This is a genomic window from Bacillus sp. SD127, assembly GCF_058566445.1.
Genome location: NZ_CP191226.1, coordinates 702,947 through 722,543 on the forward strand (window position 1 = coordinate 702,947; position 19,597 = coordinate 722,543).

The window sequence follows — 19,597 nt, forward strand, 5'->3', positions numbered from 1 at the left end:
ACGGTTCAAACCATCGTATGTGAGCTTCGGAAAGAAGATGATGTGTCTTCTTAAAAAAACAGCCCTTTAAAATAGAGGGTTGTTATTTCGGCTGAAATGCGGTATAATGAGTTATGCTGACGTTATCATCACGAAGTGAAAATATGTCAATATGCGCTCGTAGCTCAGTTGGATAGAGCGGTGGTTTCCGGTACCACGTCTGCCGGGGGTTCGAATCCCTCCGAGCGCGTCCAATAGAACAACAGGAAAGACAAGGGTTTGGCATTTTGCCCCTCTTGTCTTTTTTGTATGTTTTTAAGTTCGTAGAAAATTTGTCTAAGAATTTATCCGGATCCTACATATGCTGATATCGGAATCAAATTTTATTGGGAGTGAAATATATGGGATCAACACAGTTAACAGGGCGTGTAATCTTCAAAGGGGACCCCGGCTATACACAGGCAGTTAAGAATTGGAACCCTTATGTTGATGTCTATCCTCTTGTCTTTGTTTTTGCACAAGATTCATACGATGTAAGTAATGCTATTAAATGGGCTCGTGAGAATAATGTGCCCTTACGTGTCAGAAGTGGTCGCCATGCTCTAGATAAGAACCTTTCAGTAGTAAGTGGAGGAATTGTTATTGATGTGAGTGACATGAATAAAGTTTTCTTAGATGAAGAAAACGCGATTGCAACCGTTCAAACTGGCATTCATGTTGGCCCGCTTGTAAAAGGATTAGCTCGAGATGGTTTTATGGCTCCGTTTGGAGACAGTCCAACAGTTGGAATCGGAGGAATTACGATGGGCGGTGGATTTGGAGTAGTCTCACGATCGATTGGCCTTATAAGTGATAACCTTCTCGCACTGAAAACGGTAGATGCAAAAGGCAGAATTATTCATGCAAATCAATCTTGCAATGAGGATTTACTATGGGCTTCTAGAGGTGGCGGCGGAGGGAATTTTGGATATAATACCCAATATACTTTCAAAGTTCATAGTGCCCCTAAAACAGCAACTGTCTTCAATATTATTTGGCCATGGGAACAATTGGAGACGGTTTTTAAAGCCTGGCAGAAATGGGCACCGTTTGTAGATGAACGATTAGGATGCTACCTTGAAATTTACAGCAAAATAAATGGTTTGTGTCATGCAGAAGGAATTTTCCTCGGTCCAAAAAATGAATTGATTAAATTATTAAATCCTTTATTAAATGCTGGAACTCCAACACGAGCAGATATCAAAACATTATCCTATCCAGATGCTATAGATTTCTTAGACCCTGACGAACCCATCCCTGGCAGAAATGATCAGAGTGTTAAATTCTCCTCAGCCTGGGGACATGATCTTTGGCCTGACGAACCCATTTCAATCATGAGAAAATTCTTGGAAGAGGCCACTGGAGCAGACTCCAATTTCTTTTTTATAAATTGGGGGGGGGCTATAAGAAGAGTACCTAAAGACGAAACAGCCTTTTTTTGGCGCCATCCACTGTTTTATACGGAATGGACGGCTAGTTGGCAAAATAAATCACAAGAAGCTTCAAACCTTGCCTCAGTTGAAAGAGTACGTCAGCTGATGCAACCATATGTAGCAGGTTCATATGTTAATGTTCCAGATCAAAACATTGAAAATTTCGGAAAAGAATATTATGGTGCAAACTTTGCAAGGCTTCGAAAAATAAAAGCGAAATATGATCCCGAAAATTTATTTTGTTTTCCACAAAGCATCCCGACAGCTCGTTAAAAATTAATTCGTTTCGAAAATAAAACCCCCTGAGTTTATAACTTTAATTAAAAAATAGATGGAATCAATAACTCATACTACAAAAGCATTTGAATGGTTTCCGGTACCACGTCTGTCGGGGGGCGAATCCCTCCGAGCGCGTCCAATAGAACAACAGGAAAGACAAGGGCTTGGCATTTTGGCGCTTTTGTCTTTTTTTGTTTTATAAAAATTCCCCGCTGAAACATAAATATTCCTCCTCTCGGGCACGTTATGAGATGTACGATATGAATTTGCAAGGAGGATGAACATGGGTATTTTAAGCGGAAACCCGCAGGAAGAACCGATGCATTACGGTGAGGTATTCAGTTTGTGGAGTTATGTGATGGCGGGAAATAAAATGATCGGCAATTACCAGATGTTATTGCATCATGTTGGTGATGGCGATTTAAAGAAGCTGCTTCGTGAGTCCATCGAGAAATGCCAAGATGAAATCAAACAGGTCAGCAATATCCTGAAAGAAAATGGCGTGGGGCTTCCGCCCGCTTCTCCTGAGCCGCCGGATGCAGATCTTAACGACATTCCGCCGGGCGCACGGTTTCTCGATCCGGATGTGGCCGCATCTGCAGCGGCGCAAAATGCAGCCGGTCTTGTGACATGCAGCAAAATTATGGGGCAGTCGATTCGCGAAGACATCGCCATGATGTTTGGGCAATTTCATATGACCAAGGCGGCAACAGGGGCAAAATACTTAAGGCTGCTGAAAAACAAAGGCTGGCTCATCCCGCCGCCGCTTCATCTTCATAAACATCAAGATGATGAGTAAAAGATAAAAGGCATATACAGCTTTCTGTATATGCCTTTTATGATCTAAGACGTAAGACGCAGGCCGATGACGCCGGCAAGTATCAGGCAAAGAGAAATCAGCTGAGAAAGCTGAAACCGTTCCTTAAACCAAATCAGGCTGACTGCTGTTACGCCTATGCTGCCTATACCGGTCCAGACGGCATAAGCAACACCGGAAGGCAGGACTTGCATGGCCTGTGATAGACAGTAAAAAGATAAAGCAAATCCGGCAGTCATCACAATAATCGGCCATTTTTTCTTTGTGCCGTCTATATATTTCATGGCGATGGCAGCTATAATTTCTTCTATACCCGCAATGAATAATAAAAACCACGCCATTATTTTTCACCTCTCGGCTGAGTTTTATTTTCTTTTGTGAAAAGCTTCATTCCTAAAATACCGGCTAGCAGCAGCATCAAAAAGAAGATTTGCGCTGCTGAGAAGGATTCGCCTAAGAAGATCCCGGTCGTGTAGGTTCCGACCGTTCCAATTCCGACAAATACGGTATACGCCGCGGCCATAGGAATTTTTCGATAAGAGCGGATTAACAGTATAAAGCTTATCGCTATTAATAGAAAAACGATAATCCAATCAAAAAGCGAATCCGCATGTTTGAGGGAGGAGGCCCAAACCACTTCTAGAAGCCCTGCTATCAAAACAAGTACCCAATACAACAGTAACACCTCTTTTTGTGAATGAACGTCAGTCATTTTTAGGCATTAAAAAATGAGCGGTGTCACCCAGTCATTTTTTAAGCTTTACCTAAGCTCCGTTTTAAGAATGTGAAAATTTCTTTTTTAGATACTTCAAGGTTTTCATCTTGTTCAAACCCGATATAAAACCGTTCTGCTGTGTTCTCAACCAAATTGATGATGGTTCTTGCCGTCCACTTTGCATTGATGCCTTCGATCACATCTTGGCTGTCGATCGCCTTGTTGATGATGTTCTCAAGCCAGGAATAATAAGGCTGATAAATGGTCTCCCATTTTTCCATGGAATGGTCGATGGCAAGCCCCGAATAGCAGAGGACAATAATATCTTTATGGCGCTCTGTGATGTGAAACGTCTCATCAATTAAGGTTTGTAAGACGGTCCAAAAATCTTCCTCGCCATTCAGTCTTCCTTTGATTTGCTCCAGCGTATGAGTGAGAAGGTTTTCCGCAATGGCCGGAATCAGAGCATTTTTGGATGAAAAATATAAATAAAACGTTCCTTGGGCAGTGCCGGCTCTTTTTACGATCTCTGAGATGGAGGCTTTATCGAGTCCCTTTTCCGAAATGACTTCAATCGCCGCCTGCAGAATCTTTTCATATTTTCCTGATGTTTGTTTTGGCACGGGGAACACCTCCTGTAATGACTGACTATCATTCATTTTATCTTAAGTGATGGTGTTTGTAAAGCGAAAAAAGAAGCAAGAGAAACTCCTGCTTCTTATTTATCATAATCTATCGCGGCTTTCGGGAGCCCGGTATACTTTGCCCAATAGTAAATCGCAAGCGAGCCGATGGCAACCAATATGAGATCGACGGGATTGCTGATAATGCCTAAGCCATGCCCGAAAGAGCCGATATAGGAAAAAATCAGCATCATGACATAAAATCCGACGAGCCACCAGGCTGATTTCAGCTGCTGGGCCAGGCTGACGTCTTCTTTAGGCGCGTATTTGCTGAAGCAGAGATAGATCAAAAACATGACGAGCTGTGAGCCGAGAAGCCAGGAAACGGTTGTCCATCCTGACCAGTACACAATAAACGCCGTAAAAATAAATGAAAGCGGCCCGATGATGCTCATTCCTTTTAAATAAAACGGCCTGTTTAAGTCCTTCGCATTTACTCTCAGTGCGGCTGAACAAATTGGTGCAATCGCATAAGAAAGGATGAGAGCGACAGAACAGACATTGACGAGCGCGTTCCACGAAGGGAAGGGGAGCGTCCAGAAAATCGACATGGCAAATGAAAGCCAGAGTGAAGCACGGGGTGTCCCCGTTTCTTTATTGACCTTTGAAAATATGCCAAATAATGTGCCATTCCGCGCCCAAGCGTAAACGAGGCGAGATGTCGTATTCATAAAAATATTCCCGTTTCCTCCCGGAGACAGAATGGCGTCTAAAATGACAAGCGTTGCAAGCCATCCTAAACCGAGCATAACCGCAATGTCTTTAAACGGCAATGAAAATTCACGGCCGATTGCCGGCCAGCCGTTTTTCAGCGTTTCTGTCGGAATCGCACCGATAAAGGTGATTTGCAAAATCGTGTAAATAATGGTTGAAACGATAATACAGATAATTAAAGCGATCGGGATATTGCGTTTCGGATTTTGTACCTCACCGGCAACAGACACAATAGGGTGCAGCCCGAGATATGCAAACATGACACCCCCCGTCGAAATGGCGGCCTGTATGCCTGTAAAACCAAAAGGCGCAAACCCTTCAACCGATAAGTTTCCCGGCTGAAAATGAAAAAACAGCACAATAATGATCGTGACCGGTACGATATATTTAAAAATAGAAATAATGAAATTGGCCTTTGCAAAGGTTTTAACGCTCCAGTAATTCAGCAGGAAAAACAAGCAGAGCAAGGCAAACTGCAAAATCCAGCCTGCAATGGTCGGTGAGTCAGAGCCCTCTTTGGTCAGGCCAGGAAACCAATAGGCCACATATTGCCGGACGGCTGTGACTTCAATCGAAATCAGGCTTGTGTAAGCTACAATTGTGACAAATGAAATTAAATAGCCGACCAAATGGCCGTGTGAATAGACCGGATACCTGATGATGCCTCCAGTGCGGGGTAAAGCGGCTCCGAGTTCTGCGTACACCAGTCCGATTAACAGAATAATGGCTCCTCCGATAATCCAGGAAAAAGCGCCGGAGGGTCCTGCTTTTGAAGCGACATTACTGACAGCGAACAGCCATGCTGATCCAAAGATAGCTCCCATCCCGATCAGAATCAGATCAAACAGCGACATCGATTTTTGAAAATTTCCTTGTTTAGACATCCGCTTCCTCCTTAGAAACAAGCCTTATATTTCTTACAATGCCCAATATGAAACAGACAATACGCACAGGCTGACTGCTGTTTCGGCTCTCATAAAAAAACAGATGCAGCAAGCGCTGCATCTGTTTTTATTGATGAATCGTATCAAAATGTTTCACTTTTATATTTTTAAAGGAAGCTGAGCCGCCTTCAGAAAAGAGAGTAATGCCTTTATCCTCGGATTTTGGGAACACTTCATTTGAAAAAACGGTTTTCCCGTCACCGACAAACACTTCTATCGTTGTTTTATCAACGAGAATTTTTAAGTGCGCGTTTTGTTTGCTGGTGTCATAGGGCGCTTTGCTTTCAACGTACATTTTGCTTTTATCCGGCTGGTCTGTGAAAGCTCTGTTGACATACGCATAGCCGCCTTCAGCGAATATGCCGACATCAATATGGCGTTTTTTGTCTGCCGATTCTCTCAGCCGGACGCCAGCGTTTTTCATATCTGTCCAAGAAAGGTCCATATCCAGCTGATACGTATCGCCTGCTACGGACAGGGTTTTGGAGCCGTTGACATTCAGTTCTTTCACTTCGTCAGTGGAAGCGGAAAGCTGCTGCAATGCTTCGACAGGCTGTGAGATGAGACTGTATGCGCCGTCCTGCTGCTGGAGCCGGATTTCCCGCACGATTGAATCTGTGCCGTTAAAGCCATTTTTTCTGGTCGGCGTGTTATTGGCGTAATCCCAATTGTTCATCCAAGCCAGCGCGTAACGCTTATTCAATTGATCTGTGTTTTTCCCGTCCTCAAATGTTACGCCTCCGTACCAGTCAAATCCGTAATCAAGCCATTGGGGTTCGGTTTGATCCGCAGAAAATTCTTTTCCGTCAAAGCCTCCGGTCCAGTAGGCGTACGTATTGGGTTTGCCCCACGGTTTCCCGTTTGCGCTGGCGCCGAGAATCCATTTCGTCGTCCCGTCACTTGCCCGCATCATGTAAAGGTCGGGGCATTCAATGATGCCTGCCTGCTCTGTAAAGAAACCGCTTGTGTACTGCCAGTCCTTTAAATTATCGGATTCGTAAAAGCCGATTTTTGTTCCTTCAGCCATGACCATTACCCATTTATTATGCTGATCATCCCATATGACTTTTGGGTCTCTGAAATCCTTTGTCCCCGGATTGGGCATAATGGGATCGTCAGTGTAGGGCTTAAATGTTTTCCCTTTGTCTGTGCTGTACCATAAATGCTGCTCCTGCTTTTTGTCTTTGGCTGAAGGCTGAGTCACAATGGCGACAAGTGCATTTTTGCCAAAGCCGGCTGTATTTTCTTTATCGATGACGAATGATCCGGTCCAGATGTCGCCGTTTGGATTTGTGTATTTGGGAATTGCCACGCCTTCATCTGTCCAATGCACCAAATCCTCTGACACAGCATGCCGCCATTCCGTGCCATTGCCGTTTGGATAATCACCGTTATACAGATAGTAGTAATGATACTTTCCATCGAAATAGATGGGTTTTTGGGGATCATTTTTCCATTTGTCAGGAGCCGTAAAATGATATGCCGCCCGGTAGTCCGGTCTATGGGCAGATTTTGATTTTTTGTCGGGCTCCTCGTTTGACCATAAGTCTATAAACAAAAGTATTCCTGTAAAGATGAGGAATACGGCTGACCATTTGCATGTTTTTTTATATTTCATTTCGGTTTCTCCGCTTTAGATTTTAATAAAGAAATAAAAGAAAATGCCAATAGGGTATCGGCATTTTCTTTTGCGTTTTATTTGTTAACTGTTAGTTGGCCTTGTTCAAGGATGCTGTTTTTCACGACAGATGTCTTTTTGCCTTTGATGTTCAGTAAGAAGCTTGGCGCAAACGTTGCCTGTTTGTCTGCATAGAAACCTCTGTTTGTCATGTAGCTTGTAATAACGACATTGTTCCCTTCAGCTTGCGGTACGGCAAAGTGTGAGTAAGTAAAGGTCACATCGTTAGGATCTAGATCCATTTTCAGCACAAGGCCGGTTTTGTTCAGCGGCTTGTACGGGCCTGTTAAGGAGTTAGAGACATAACCCAGCATGTAAATATCGTTAGATGTAATGCCGTCGATTGTCATTTTTGATCCTCTAGAGTCAGTGAACAGATACCATTTGCCGTTCATTTTGAAGACATTCGCACGTTCGATTTCGTCAGTTACTGTGTTAGATGTGATCAGCGGCTTCATGACTTTCTTCAGTGTGTAGTCATCGTTAAGCTCAATCATGCCAAGTGCGCCGTTAGCTAATTCTGCAGTGCGTTTTTTATCGCTTTGCAGAAGTTTTTGACTTTCTTGACGGAAGAATGATGAGCTTTTGCCATAATAAGCTTTGTTAAATAAAGATTCTTCGCCTTGGTAGCCGTCTTCAGTTCCTGTGTTCGCTTCAAATACCAGGTATTTGCGGCCATGATCTTCCACATAGTGAGGGTCTCTCAGCGTATGGTTATCGCCTGAACTATAGTTGCCCTCATCAATGAACTGCTGAACATTTTGATATGTTTTGCCGTCGCCGTCAAAGATGGACTTGTGATCTTCTACACCGTTAATCGTAAGAGAGCTGTCTGAAGTTGACACGTTAACCTGTGCAGTTGTCAGTGTTTGTTTGCCGTAATGTTTACCGGAAAAGTCAGTGTAGAATAAACGGATTTTGCCGTCAGATGTAAATGTAGCTGATCCTGACCATTCTTGTGTCTGATCTTTTAAGATGGGATCATTTGCATCAAACTTGTCACTGTCTTTAAAGACACGGCCTGCGTTCTTCCAGCTGTCAATGGAAGTCTCGCCAACTTTTTGATAGAACATGTAAATCGATGTGTCATCCGCGTTTTTAGGGTCTCCGGCTAATGCAAAGACAACATGGTAGCCATGATAGTTTGCGACTGTGCCGTCCGCGTTTTGCAATGGCCAGCTGTCCCACACGTCCAAACCTTTTGCAGAAGAGATGTTTTTAATCTTCGATTGGTCAAATTCAGGCACCTGATATTTTTCATTCTTTTGCTGTTCAGGGATTTGCAGCATGTCGTGGCGGGTAATATGGGAAATGCCGTATGTTTCTTTATACGGTTTGTGATCTGCTTCTTTCGCAAACGCTTGAGTCGCGCCTCCTGCCAGCAGTGCGGTTGTAAAGGTTAATACTGTTGCCTGTTTGGCAAACTTTTTGATGTTCATCGTTCATGTCTCCTTTTTATGTACTGTGTTAGCGGTCTGCTTTCTTCCAGCCCTCCTGTTGATAATGGCAAGTCGGTTACGTGCAATAAAAAAAGACCTAAAATATGTAAAGGGGTGACGTCAGAGAATACACTTTGCCCTTAACACATTTTAGGTCTTGCCTGCTTTATCAGTAACAAACCTGCGTAATTTACTTTTCGACATAATTCTATTAGACACTGATTCTTATTTCAACGGGTCTATTTTCCTCTTTTGTTTGATAGAAAATGAAGAAAAAGAATTTAAGAGTACAGGTCTTATGGACTAATCTGGCTGATTGTTTCTTTGCATCTTCTACAGGTTATAAAAAGCTTTCGCATGGGCATAAAGTTCCTTTTTATCAGGCCTATCCGACAACACAAAAGTGATAAAGAAATGTAAATTCATAAATCATTCACAATATGTGACAGTATAAATAAAGCCATTTTAGCTTCATAAGGGCAGGAATGATAATAAAAAAGATTTTAAACGGTGGTCCTTTTTCTTCTAGCATATAAGTATTGACTTATATAATTGGTGAATTATACAATGAACGCGGAAGGGAGCTGATGCTTTGATGAAGCATGCCTTGACATCTGCTGAAATCAGTCACTGCCTGAAGCTTCTTCATGATCAAACCAGGCTTTTGATCATGAAGCTGCTGGAGGAAAAAACATACTGTGTCTGCCAGTTTGTCGATATGTTTGACATGAGCCAGCCAGCTATCAGCCAGCATTTACGGAAGCTGAAACAGGCCGGATTTGTGAAAGAAGAGAAAAAGGGACAATGGCGGTTTTATTCAATTAATTCGGCTTGTCCTGAATATGGATTGATTCAATCGATTCTCGGTCACATCAGCTCAGATGATGACGTGTTGCAGTCTATTCAGAAAAAAGAAACTCAAGTTTCTTGTAAGTAGGAGGTTCTCGTTTGAGTTCAGCAGTTTTAGCAGCAAGTATCTTTATCCTTACACTTATTTTTGTTATTTGGCAGCCGAAAAATCTGTCTATTGGCTGGTCAGCCTGCGGGGGAGCGGTTTTGGCCTTGCTTGCGGGGGTTGTGAGCGTAAAGGATGTGGCGGACGTTACCGGCATTGTATGGAATGCGACTCTGGCGTTTGTGGCGATCATTCTCATCTCGCTCATTTTAGACCACATTGGCTTTTTCGAATGGGCTGCTTTGCATATGGCGAAGGCGGCCAAAGGCAGCGGCCTTCGTATGTTTATTTATATTTCCGTTTTAGGCGCCGTCGTGGCGGCGTTTTTTGCCAATGACGGTGCGGCGCTTATTTTAACGCCGATTGTGCTTGCGATGATGCGGGCTTTGCGTTTTGAAGAAAAGCTGGTGTTCCCATTTATTATCGCGAGCGGGTTTATCGCTGATACAACATCGCTTCCGCTTGTGGTCAGCAATTTGGTGAATATCGTGTCGGCCGATTTCTTTCACGTCGGGTTCATTGAATATGCGGCACGGATGATTGTCCCGAATCTCTTTTCGCTTGCGGCAAGTATACTCGTCTTATACTTATTTTTCAGAAAAGGGATTCCGAAACATTATGATCTCAGTCAGGTGAAGAAACCGGCTGACGCCATTAAAGATATAAACATGTTTCGTATGTCATGGCTTGTGCTGGCCATGTTATTAATCGGTTATTTTGTAAGCGAAATATGGTCCATCCCCGTATCCTTTATCGCCGGTGCGGTGGCTGTTTTCTTTCTTATTATGGCGAAGAACAGCCCGGCCGTTCATACGAAGCAGGTGGTCAAAGGAGCACCGTGGGCGATTGTGTTTTTTTCCATTGGGATGTATGTCGTCGTGTACGGGTTAAGAAACGCCGGCTTAACAGACCTTCTGTCCAGCCTTATACAGGCAGCCGCAGACCAGGGGCTGTTGGCGGGAACCATGGGAATGGGCTTTATCGCGGCTATTTTATCATCGGTAATGAATAACATGCCGACCGTCATGATTGATGCTATTGCGATAGCTGGTACGGATACACATGGAATGATGAAAGAAGCCTTAATTTATGCAAATGTCATCGGTTCTGATCTGGGGCCGAAAATCACGCCGATTGGGTCGCTGGCGACGCTGTTATGGCTTCATGTTCTCGCGCAAAAAGGAGTGAAAATCTCTTGGGGGACATACGTGAAAACAGGGGTGATCCTGACTGTTCCGACCCTGCTGATGACTCTTTTTGGCCTTTATATCTGGTTATTGATCATTCACTAAAACATCTGGGAGATGAACAAACATGACTAAAAAAATCATCTACTTTTTATGCACGGGCAACTCCTGCCGCAGCCAAATGGCTGAAGGCTGGGCGAAACAATATCTGGAAGATGAATGGAATGTATACAGCGCGGGAATCGAAGCGCACGGGCTCAATCCGAATGCTGTAAAAGCGATGAAGGAAGCGGGGATCGACATCTCCGGCCAAACATCAGATATCATCGATCCGGCTATATTAAACAGTGCTGATCTTGTCGTGACGCTTTGCGGAGACGCGGCTGATAAATGTCCGATAACGCCGCCTCACGTCAAGCGCGAGCATTGGGGCTTTGATGACCCTGCAAAAGCAGAAGGATCGGAAGCGGAAAAATGGGTGTTCTTTCAGCGAGTTCGTGACGAAATCGGCGAGCGGCTCAAGCGCTTTGCGGAAACAGGTAAATAAGCTGGAAAGGCCGGGAGGATGGTATCCCGGCTTTTTTGTGGCTCTCATCGCGGTGATGATGCTGGCTGTACCCGCAGATAACAGGGGATACCAAACGATATTGCCATTGGTAATTCTCGTAATCGCAATTTAAAATGTGAATTGATCTTATATCTTTTTTATAGGTCTTGTAATAGAGGCAGTAATCCGTTTTGGAACTAGCAGCTTTCATTTTTGTTTTGAGTTTAGTCGGGCAGATACCGTTTCAAACCCTGTAACGATCAATATAATAATGTATTGCGAAAGCAAACAAATGATAGAAGCGAAAGAAAAAGTATAAGGAGGAATAAGTCAATGCCGCCACGGCCAACTAAATGGATTAAGAGAAACGATCGACCGGAACCTCTTTTATCACCAAGTGTCATGCAAGGCAGAAATGGAAATACCCCATCCACTCAACAAAACCAGCTCTTCGCACCAATTACATCAGATACGAACCAGCCTATTTCTGCTTTCAGAGCCACCAGCAATGCGAACCTGTCAGTGGCTGCAAATGCAGCTAGCGGAGTCCGATTTCAAAATGTACAATTTGATTTGGCGAATGAATATAACCCCAACACATCTACATTTTCACCGAGAACAGCAGGCGTATATTCTTTAAATGCATCAGTTGAGTTTCAACCGAATGCGATTGTTGACTTCAACTTAGAAGTCGTATTTCTCGTGAATCAAGATGTGGTAGGCGGAAATAGCCAATTTCAAGCAGGAAATCTTCCGGCAGTCGTAGCCATTACGGAAATTCTTCAGTTAAACGCCGGAGATACGGTGACAGTTGCAATGAGAAGTACTGCCGCCGGATTCATTCAAGCGACTCCGAGAACCCGTTTTGCAGCCGCCAGAGTTCCTTCTCCGACTGCGTAAAAAGGAGATTTTGATTCAATGTAAATCTAAAGTTGATTTTTCCTGTTAGAGGATTGATCAGCTTTTTTTATATTTTCAAAATAATTGAAACATTAATAGCTCAGTATCGTATGAAAAAGGGGAGGTGGAGCAATGAAGCAGAAGAAAAGGAAGGAACTTAAGACTTTATTTGAAACATTAGGTGAAAGAAAACATTTCAACGGGGCGGTTTTAGCCGCAGAGGATGGCGACATATTATATCATCACGCTTTCGGTTATGCGGATTTGCCGGGAAAACGGCTTTTGCAAGAGAATTCTTTGTTTGAGCTGGCATCACTATCAAAGCCTTTTACAGCAATGGCAGTTGTTCTATTGGAGGAGAAAGGGATGCTTGGTTATGAGGATACGGTGGAGCGCTGGATTCCCGGATTTCCTTATGAAGGCGTTACGATTCGGCACTTATTGAACCATACATCCGGGCTTCCGGAATATATAGAGTGGTTTTTTGCCAATTGGAATAAAAGCAAGATTGCAGTGAATCAGGATGTAGTGGATATGCTGATGAATGAGCAGCCGCCTTGCTATTTTGCTCCGAATGAAGGCTGGCTGTACAGCAATACGGGGTATGTGCTGCTGGCAGTTTTGATTGAGAAGGCATCGGGCATGAGCTATGCGGACTTTTTGAAACAACATATTTTCACCCCGGTCGGTATGGCGAACACGAGAGTATATAACAGAAGGCTGCGTCCTGAGCAGATTGAAGGCTATGCGTATGGTTATGTGTATGATGTGCATTCCGGACAGTACGTTCTTCCTGATGATCTGGAGGAAACCAGCTATGTTGTGTATCTGGATGGAATACAGGGAGACGGTACAGTGAATTCTGTCACAAGCGATTTATTTCGATTTGATCAGGCTTTATATCAGGACAAATTGATCAGCGAGGTTTCTAAGGAAGCAGCGTTTTCTCCTGTACAACTGAACAATGGGGAAACGGTTGACTACGGATTTGGCTGGGTGCTGCAAAACAGTCCTGAAAAAGGACGAATTGTCAGCCATAGCGGAGGCTGGCCCGGCTATTCGACGATGATGATCCGATATATAGACCATCGTAAAACGCTGATCTATTTGAGCAATATGGAACAGGATGCTGATTATGAGCAAGCGATACTGAAGGCGGCGGAGAATATTTTATTTGACCAGCCTTATGAAATCCCGGAACGTCCTGCTGATAAAAAGAAAAAAGACATTGATACAGCGATTTACAGCCGCTATGTTGGCAGCTACTCCATTCATGATGGGACAGCTGCGGCGGTGACAGCCGAGAACGAGCGGCTTTATCTGCAAATTACCGGACAGATGAGGTTTGAATTATTTCCTTCCTCGGAAACCCGTTTCTTTATGCAATCATTGCCTGTTGAAGTTGAATTTATGTTAGGGGATGGTGCTGCGAAGAGCTTTATCATTTATCAGGACGGAACAGAGGAAGAAGCGGTCCGGACGGATAGAAAGGAATGAATTTGAGATTGGCATATTAGCTGGAATGGGGCCAAAATCGACCTCTCCGTTTTTAGATAATGTCATTGATTACTGTCAGAAGCTCTATGGCGCTTCACATGATATCGACTACCCGCAGATGATGATTTATTCCTGTCCGACACCCTTTTATGTCGATCGTCCAATCGATCATGATGAAATGAAAAAAGCGATTATTGATGGAGCCGTCAAGCTGGAGAAGACCGGTGCGGACTTTATTTCTCTTCCTTGTAATACCGCGCATGCCTATTTTGAAGACATCCAGCAGGCATTGTCGATTCCTTTGTTACATATCATTGAGGAAACGATGAAGGAGCTTCCGGATTCAGCACAAAAAGTGGCTGTTTTAGGAACAGATTCAACCATACAATCCTGTATTTATCAAAAAGGGTTGAAGGCGGGCGGACATGAGTTTATTCATGAGAAACATTGGCAGCGGGAAGTCAATCAGCTCATCGCCGCGATCAAACAGCCGAATCATGTTCACAAAACTCAGGACATATGGCGGGAGCTATATTTGGAAATCAGTAAAAGAGCGGATCTCATCATTTCGGCTTGCACAGATTTGAACACGGTGTTAGATCATTTTCACGGTGATATCCCGATTATAAATTCCTCTGATTGTCTCGCAAAAAGCACGGTCAGCACGTATCTTACCTATCAAAACGAACCATTCAACAAGGGCTGTATGTAATCGGCTCTTGTTTTTTTGTGTTCTTATCGTTTGACAGCCTCATGTAATGTTGTTAAAGTAAACATGTAAATAGTTACACGATCTCTTCTGAAGGTCAGGTGGTGCTTATGAAGAAGCCAGTTTTAAAGAAATTCGTCTCTCTAGACATGAAGGTTGATCCTCCGATCACCATTGGTGAGACAGGCTTAGGGCTGAGACGTTGGATTCCGATTCGATCGGGAACAATAACCGGGGAAGTGGAAGGACGTATTTTGCCGGGCGGAGCTGATTCGCAAATCATTCGCGCTGACGGCAGAACAGATTTATCTGCCAGATATGTCATAGAAACTGCAGATCATGAACTGATTTACATTGAAAACAATGGAATACGGCAAGTCAGCGAGCCGTTCCGAACCCAAGCAGCTGCCGGAGAAATTATTGACACCGAGCATGTTTATTTCCGTACGGTGCCGACTTTTGAGACAGGCAGTGAAACCTATCAATGGCTGCATGACCGCTTGTTTATCGGTTCCGCAGAAAGAACCCCTGATTACGTTCGATTAGATATTTATGAAGTAGAGTAAAAGACTAAGGAGAGTGTGAAATATGGAAAACTTTATCGGAAGCCACATGATTTATACTTATGAAAACGGTTGGGAATACGAGATTTATATTAAAAATGACCATACAATTGATTATAGAATTCATAGCGGAATGGTTGCCGGACGCTGGGTTCGGGATCAGGAAGTGAACATTGTCAAACTGACAGAGGGCGTATATAAAGTGTCTTGGACAGAGCCGACAGGCACAGATGTTTCGTTAAACTTTATGCCGAATGAAAAACGCATGCACGGCATTATTTTCTTCCCGAAATGGGTGCATGAACATCCTGAAATTACGGTCTGCTACCAAAATGACCACATTGACCTGATGAAAGAATCACGCGAAAAATATGAAACCTATCCAAAATACGTAGTGCCTGAATTTGCGGAAATTACATTTTTGAAAAATGAGGGAGCCGATAATGAGGAAGTCATTTCTAAAGCACCTTATGAAGGAATGACAGACGATATTCGCGCAGGAAAATTGTAAAAAAACAAAAACCCGGTAAAGAGAATGACTTCTCTTTACCGGGTTCTTTTTGCTGAGTATGTGGGCACCATCACAATTCCTGCGAAAAACAGTATGATTCCAATCCAGCGAATGGGCTGGTAATAAGCTGTGTCTCGCAAAAAAACGACTGCTGATAAAATGAAGATACACGCTGCCACAACGATGACGGCACCCAAGCAGCCCGATTTCCCCATGTGATTCTCCTTATGAGTTTAATAGTTTTTTCCGCTTCTCACCATCAGGATCATGCTCAATAGAAAGTTCGGAATTCAAAATCAAGGTTTCTCGTTTGTCTTCAGTATAAGCCGGCCATTGTACATCCTCGCAGCTTGGATTTCCTGTTTTTGCGAAGGCAAGCCATGCTGATTGTATCGTGTGTGAGAGCTGTTTGACCTCATCCGTAATGTCTGCTTGTACCATTCGTTTCAGTCCGTTTAGATTGCCGAACACAAACGGCAGTTCCAGTGCGTGAAACGCTTTATTGTACGGCGGCTTGTCCGGATGCCAGTCGAATCGGTACATCCAGACAGGTGCGTAACGGGACTGGGCGGAGGCGCAGGCGACGGCCGGGCGCCAAAACAGCAAATCGGTCATGATATGAATTTGGCTTTCGAGAGAGCGCGGATACAGCTCGGCCGCTTTCTTTGCCAGCGGCTGACCCAATAGATACTCAAGCGCTTCATCAATTGTTTCCTGAGAGTGAACTTCTGAATCCGGCGTGAAAAATAAATACCCTTCATCACGATTTGTTCCGATTAACAGCGGAATGCCGTCAGCGGCTCCTTCAGCGATGGCTTTCTCCGGCTCAGCAGGCAGTGTTTTCGGATCAAGTGCAGGCTGGAAGAACAGCTGAAAGATATTTTCATTTTCGGTTTTTCGCAGCTGGTCGGCGGCTTTAAGCAAATCTTCCGCAGACACAGTATGCAGCCTGTCCAATTGGTAACGGTCAATTCCAAGGATTCGTAAAAAAGCATGCGCGGTGCTTGCCGCTTTTTCTTCTGTCATGGTTCGGGAAGAGCCGCTTTCCAAGATTGCTTTCTGGAACAGGCCTTTTGCAGCAGGCATGGCAAGCAGTGCGGCAATGCTCATACCGCCTGCTGATTCTCCAAACACCGTTACATTTTCCGGATCGCCGCCAAACGCAGAGATATTGTCCTTGACCCATTTCAGAGCCGCGGTTTGGTCAAGCAGTCCAAGGTTGTTGGAATACGCTTCATCAATGGAAGACAAATGCAAAAAGCCGAATGGCCCCAGCCGATAGTTCAGAGTGACGACAATGACATCTCCCTGAGCTGCCAGGTTCGAGCCGTCGTATAAAGGCTCACTGCCCGCGCCGAGATAAAATGTGCCGCCATGAATCCACACCATGACAGGACGATTTTTGCCCGGAGTGTCAGGTGCAAATACATTTACATACAGGCAGTCCTCAGACTGGCGGGGGAGTTCAGGGTATGAATATGACAGTAAATCAGGCGGCTGCGGGCAAACCGGGCCGTATGCAGTTGCGTCCAGTACGCCTTCCCAGGCCGCCGGCGGATCAGGTGCTTTAAAGCGCAATTGTCCGACGGGCGGCTTTGCGTAGGGGATGCCTTTCCATGTTTGGACACCGTTTTTTGAAATGCCTTTCACTGTGCCGTATTGCGTTTTGACCACTGATTCAGACATAGCGTTCTCTCCCTTTTTCCCCCATTATAAACAAATTTGTCCTTACGATGCGAACCTCAGCCCTTCTACGATATTCATTTTCCCATCGTTTTTAAAAAGGATTTGACTTCCTGAACCGTCAGGCCGATTTCTCTCGCTTCCGCCATCAGCGCTTTCCACTCTTCTATATTCGATTCTGTCAGCTTTCGGTTTCGGTAGGAGGCGGTTTCAGGCTCCTCTTTCTTTAGCTTGTTCGTAAAAGTGAACAATTCTTCTTTTTCCATTCCGGCTTGAACAGCTTGTACAAGATGCACACGCCATTCTTCCTCTCCGCCGCTGATTTTTTGATACATCATCGTTTCAGCGTCGAATAATTCTGTTAATTCGACATCCAGGGTTGCTGATACTTTTTTCAAAAATTGAACGGACGGATTCGTATGAACGCCTCTTTCAATCTTGCTTAAATAGGATTTAGAAACGCCTGACTCGATAGCCAGCTGATTAATAGAATAGCCTTTTCTTTTGCGGTACAAACGGATAATTCTTCCAATCATAATATGAAATTCTCCTCTATTCCTGTCGTTATTTCGTTCATTATAAGGAATTATTCGTTCTTTATAAAATTTAAAATAATAAGGGAAGCGCAGTAAATAAGAGGAAAATCATGATATTGTTCTCTAAAGAGAACTTATTGGCTTATTTTGCAATTTTTAAATAATAAAGTTTTCTTTTATAATCCAATCATTAACAGAAAGGGGCTTGGGAAGCCAGCCGTGAGAAGGCTGAAGGCTATGAATATATGAATGAGAATATGAGTTTTAAAGAGTTATACGCGATTGTCAGACATAGATTCGTGCTGATTCTGCTCATCACAATAGGCGTCACCTTTATTACAGGTTTTGTGCAATTTAAGGTCATTTCACCGACTTATCAGGCGTCGACTCAAGTGCTGATTCATGAATCAGACGGTGAAGAAAACTCGAATCTCAGTGACATCCAGCGAAATCTTCAGTACAGCAGCACGTTCCAATCGATTATAAAAAGCACGGCCTTGATGGAAGAGGTCAAGTCGGAATTGCATCTTTCTGAATCGGCTTCCTCGCTGAAAGGAAAAGTGATGACAAGCAGTGAAAATGAATCAGAAATTATCACCGTTGCCGTTCAGGATCACAATCCGGAGCGAGCGGCTAAGATTGCGAACACGTTAGTCAGCAAGTTTGAAAAAGAAGTAGATGAAAGAATGAATGTCCAAGGCGTACATATTCTATCAGAGGCGAAGGCTTCTGAAAGCTCGATGATCAAGCCGTCCCGAATGAGAAATATGGTCATGGCTTTTGGGGCGGCCGTGATGGGCGGCATTACACTGGCATTTTTTCTGCATTTTCTCGATGATACGTGCAAAAGCGCACGGCAGCTCAGCGAGAAAACCGGATTGCCCTGCTTAGGCTCCGTCCCTGATGTCAAAAAGAAACGGAATCGCAGGGTTGGATAAAACATTTCGAGGAGTGAAGTGAGTGGTCTTTAGAAAAAAGAAAGCAAGGCGAGGTTTGGCTCAAATATCCGTTTTACATCATAAATCAATTGTTGCGGAACAATATCGCACCATTCGGACAAACATTGAGTTTTCATCCGTACAGACCAACTTGCGGTCCATTCTCGTCACCTCCTCTGTGCCTGGTGAAGGAAAATCGTTCAGTGCAGCGAATCTTGCGGCAGTCTTTGCGCAGCAGCAGGAAAAGAAAGTGCTGCTGGTGGACGCCGATTTAAGAAAACCGACAATTAACCAGACGTTTCAGGTTGAAAATCTGACCGGGCTGACAAATGTGCTGGTCGGCAATGCTTCTCTAAATGAAACGGTGCAAAAGACACCGATCGATAACTTATATGTGCTGACAAGCGGACCGACGCCGCCGAATCCGGCAGAACTGTTATCCTCGAAGGCAATGGGAGATTTGATATCAGATATCTATGACCAATTCAGTCTGGTGATCTTTGATTCTCCTCCGCTTTTAGCTGTCGCGGACGCTCAAATTTTAGCGAACCAGACAGATGGAAGCGTGCTCGTTGTCTTAAGCGGAAAAACAAAAACCGATACCGTCCTGAAAGCGAAGGACGCACTGGAGCAATCCAATGCAAAGCTGTTAGGCGCGCTCTTAAATAAAAAGAAAATGAAAAAATCTGAACACTATTCCTATTAATTTTGCTTTTAGGTGATGTCTCCTTACCTGTATCAATGGAGGCACTCGGCTCCGCTGTGGGCAAGCTTGAACAGGCTGCCTTAGATGCTGGTCGTCGCTGGCGGGGCGTGAGGACGGGTTAAATGCCCACTTATTTGATATACAT

Annotated in this window: 21 protein-coding genes, 1 tRNA gene and 1 pseudogene; 13 read left to right on the forward strand and 10 right to left on the reverse strand. The window is 44.1% G+C overall.

Translation table 11 applies throughout. The features are described from left to right. The first annotated feature begins 153 nt into the window (after window positions 1-153). Window positions 154-229, forward strand: a tRNA-Arg gene (locus tag ACQVGS_RS03640). 151 nt (window positions 230-380) lie between these two features. Further along, window positions 381-1,724, forward strand: coding sequence for an FAD-binding oxidoreductase (locus ACQVGS_RS03645; RefSeq protein ID WP_151174537.1), 1,344 nt, complete (start codon window positions 381-383; stop codon window positions 1,722-1,724). Between the two features lie 77 nt (window positions 1,725-1,801). Here ACQVGS_RS03645 and ACQVGS_RS03650 read toward each other — a convergent pair whose 3' ends face one another. Next, window positions 1,802-1,951, reverse strand: coding sequence for a hypothetical protein (locus ACQVGS_RS03650; RefSeq protein WP_188323327.1), 150 nt, complete (start codon window positions 1,949-1,951; stop codon window positions 1,802-1,804). Between the two features lie 62 nt (window positions 1,952-2,013). Between ACQVGS_RS03650 and ACQVGS_RS03655 the strand changes: the two genes are divergently transcribed. After that, window positions 2,014-2,529 carry a DUF3231 family protein gene (locus ACQVGS_RS03655; RefSeq protein WP_024122953.1) on the forward strand — a complete coding sequence of 172 codons (516 nt, stop codon included), beginning with the start codon at window positions 2,014-2,016 and terminating at the stop codon, window positions 2,527-2,529. Window positions 2,530-2,573: 44 nt separating this feature from the next. On the opposite strand, the gene ACQVGS_RS03660 is transcribed toward ACQVGS_RS03655, so the two are convergent. From ACQVGS_RS03660 to sacB, 6 genes are all read right to left on the reverse strand, one after another. Next, window positions 2,574-2,888 carry a DMT family transporter gene (locus ACQVGS_RS03660; protein ID WP_024122952.1) on the reverse strand — a complete coding sequence of 105 codons (315 nt, stop codon included), beginning with the start codon at window positions 2,886-2,888 and terminating at the stop codon, window positions 2,574-2,576. Further along, entirely contained in the window at window positions 2,888-3,223 is a 336-nt protein-coding gene (locus tag ACQVGS_RS03665; RefSeq protein ID WP_044160350.1) for a DMT family transporter, read from the reverse strand. Before ACQVGS_RS03665 ends, ACQVGS_RS03660 begins: the two co-directional genes overlap by 1 nt. Before the next feature lie 77 nt (window positions 3,224-3,300). Next, window positions 3,301-3,885 (reverse strand): TetR/AcrR family transcriptional regulator, encoded by a 585-nt coding sequence (locus ACQVGS_RS03670; protein ID WP_101864733.1) that lies wholly within the window; start codon window positions 3,883-3,885, stop codon window positions 3,301-3,303. 95 nt (window positions 3,886-3,980) lie between these two features. Continuing rightward, window positions 3,981-5,543 (reverse strand): aspartate/proton symporter AspP, encoded by a 1,563-nt coding sequence (gene aspP / locus ACQVGS_RS03675; RefSeq protein WP_024122949.1) that lies wholly within the window; start codon window positions 5,541-5,543, stop codon window positions 3,981-3,983. Window positions 5,544-5,670: 127 nt separating this feature from the next. Further along, window positions 5,671-7,221 (reverse strand): glycoside hydrolase family 32 protein, encoded by a 1,551-nt coding sequence (locus ACQVGS_RS03680; protein WP_151174536.1) that lies wholly within the window; start codon window positions 7,219-7,221, stop codon window positions 5,671-5,673. 77 nt (window positions 7,222-7,298) lie between these two features. Continuing rightward, a complete protein-coding gene (gene sacB / locus ACQVGS_RS03685; RefSeq protein ID WP_095712955.1) occupies window positions 7,299-8,720 on the reverse strand; it encodes a levansucrase in 1,422 nt (473 codons plus the stop codon). A gap of 595 nt (window positions 8,721-9,315) precedes the next feature. On the opposite strand from sacB, the gene ACQVGS_RS03690 reads away from it, so the two are divergent. The 8 genes from ACQVGS_RS03690 to padC all read left to right on the forward strand — a co-directional run bounded on the left by ACQVGS_RS03690 (window position 9,316) and on the right by padC (window position 15,589). Continuing rightward, window positions 9,316-9,657 (forward strand): ArsR/SmtB family transcription factor, encoded by a 342-nt coding sequence (locus ACQVGS_RS03690; RefSeq protein ID WP_105990931.1) that lies wholly within the window; start codon window positions 9,316-9,318, stop codon window positions 9,655-9,657. An 11-nt stretch (window positions 9,658-9,668) separates the two neighbouring features. Continuing rightward, window positions 9,669-10,967, forward strand: coding sequence for an arsenic transporter (locus tag ACQVGS_RS03695; protein ID WP_095712957.1), 1,299 nt, complete (start codon window positions 9,669-9,671; stop codon window positions 10,965-10,967). A 22-nt stretch (window positions 10,968-10,989) separates the two neighbouring features. Beyond that, window positions 10,990-11,409: an arsenate reductase (thioredoxin) gene (arsC, locus tag ACQVGS_RS03700; protein ID WP_151174535.1), complete on the forward strand. Its 420-nt coding sequence runs from the start codon at window positions 10,990-10,992 to the stop codon at window positions 11,407-11,409. 333 nt (window positions 11,410-11,742) lie between these two features. Continuing rightward, on the forward strand, window positions 11,743-12,309 hold the full coding sequence (locus ACQVGS_RS03705) for a C1q-like domain-containing protein (RefSeq protein WP_106019602.1): 567 nt from the start codon (window positions 11,743-11,745) through the stop codon (window positions 12,307-12,309). A 132-nt stretch (window positions 12,310-12,441) separates the two neighbouring features. After that, the gene (locus tag ACQVGS_RS03710) at window positions 12,442-13,806 is read left to right on the forward strand and encodes a serine hydrolase (RefSeq protein ID WP_151174534.1); all 1,365 of its coding nucleotides are present in this window, start codon (window positions 12,442-12,444) and stop codon (window positions 13,804-13,806) included. Between the two features lie 25 nt (window positions 13,807-13,831). Further along, window positions 13,832-14,518, forward strand: a complete 687-nt coding sequence (locus ACQVGS_RS03715) for an aspartate/glutamate racemase family protein (protein WP_151175182.1) — start codon at window positions 13,832-13,834, stop codon at window positions 14,516-14,518. A gap of 107 nt (window positions 14,519-14,625) precedes the next feature. Next, window positions 14,626-15,081, forward strand: coding sequence for a DUF3237 domain-containing protein (locus ACQVGS_RS03720; RefSeq protein ID WP_101864739.1), 456 nt, complete (start codon window positions 14,626-14,628; stop codon window positions 15,079-15,081). Between the two features lie 22 nt (window positions 15,082-15,103). Beyond that, window positions 15,104-15,589: a phenolic acid decarboxylase gene (gene padC, locus ACQVGS_RS03725; RefSeq protein ID WP_003235304.1), complete on the forward strand. Its 486-nt coding sequence runs from the start codon at window positions 15,104-15,106 to the stop codon at window positions 15,587-15,589. Window positions 15,590-15,617: 28 nt separating this feature from the next. Here the strand turns inward: padC and ACQVGS_RS03730 are convergent. The 3 genes and pseudogenes from ACQVGS_RS03730 to slrR form a co-directional block, all read right to left on the reverse strand. Beyond that, window positions 15,618-15,804, reverse strand: a pseudogene (locus tag ACQVGS_RS03730) (hypothetical protein); the annotation flags it as partial. A 10-nt stretch (window positions 15,805-15,814) separates the two neighbouring features. Further along, complete coding sequence (gene pnbA / locus ACQVGS_RS03735; RefSeq protein ID WP_151174533.1) at window positions 15,815-17,275, reverse strand: para-nitrobenzyl esterase; 1,461 nt, start codon at window positions 17,273-17,275, stop codon at window positions 15,815-15,817. A 74-nt stretch (window positions 17,276-17,349) separates the two neighbouring features. After that, a complete protein-coding gene (gene slrR, locus ACQVGS_RS03740) occupies window positions 17,350-17,808 on the reverse strand; it encodes an HTH-type transcriptional regulator SlrR (RefSeq protein ID WP_101859908.1) in 459 nt (152 codons plus the stop codon). 245 nt (window positions 17,809-18,053) lie between these two features. On the opposite strand from slrR, the gene ACQVGS_RS03745 reads away from it, so the two are divergent. Beyond that, window positions 18,054-18,746: a YveK family protein gene (locus tag ACQVGS_RS03745; RefSeq protein ID WP_394373937.1), complete on the forward strand. Its 693-nt coding sequence runs from the start codon at window positions 18,054-18,056 to the stop codon at window positions 18,744-18,746. Between the two features lie 22 nt (window positions 18,747-18,768). Next, a complete protein-coding gene (epsB, locus tag ACQVGS_RS03750; protein ID WP_024122936.1) occupies window positions 18,769-19,452 on the forward strand; it encodes a protein tyrosine kinase EpsB in 684 nt (227 codons plus the stop codon). Window positions 19,453-19,597: the final 145 nt, after the last annotated feature.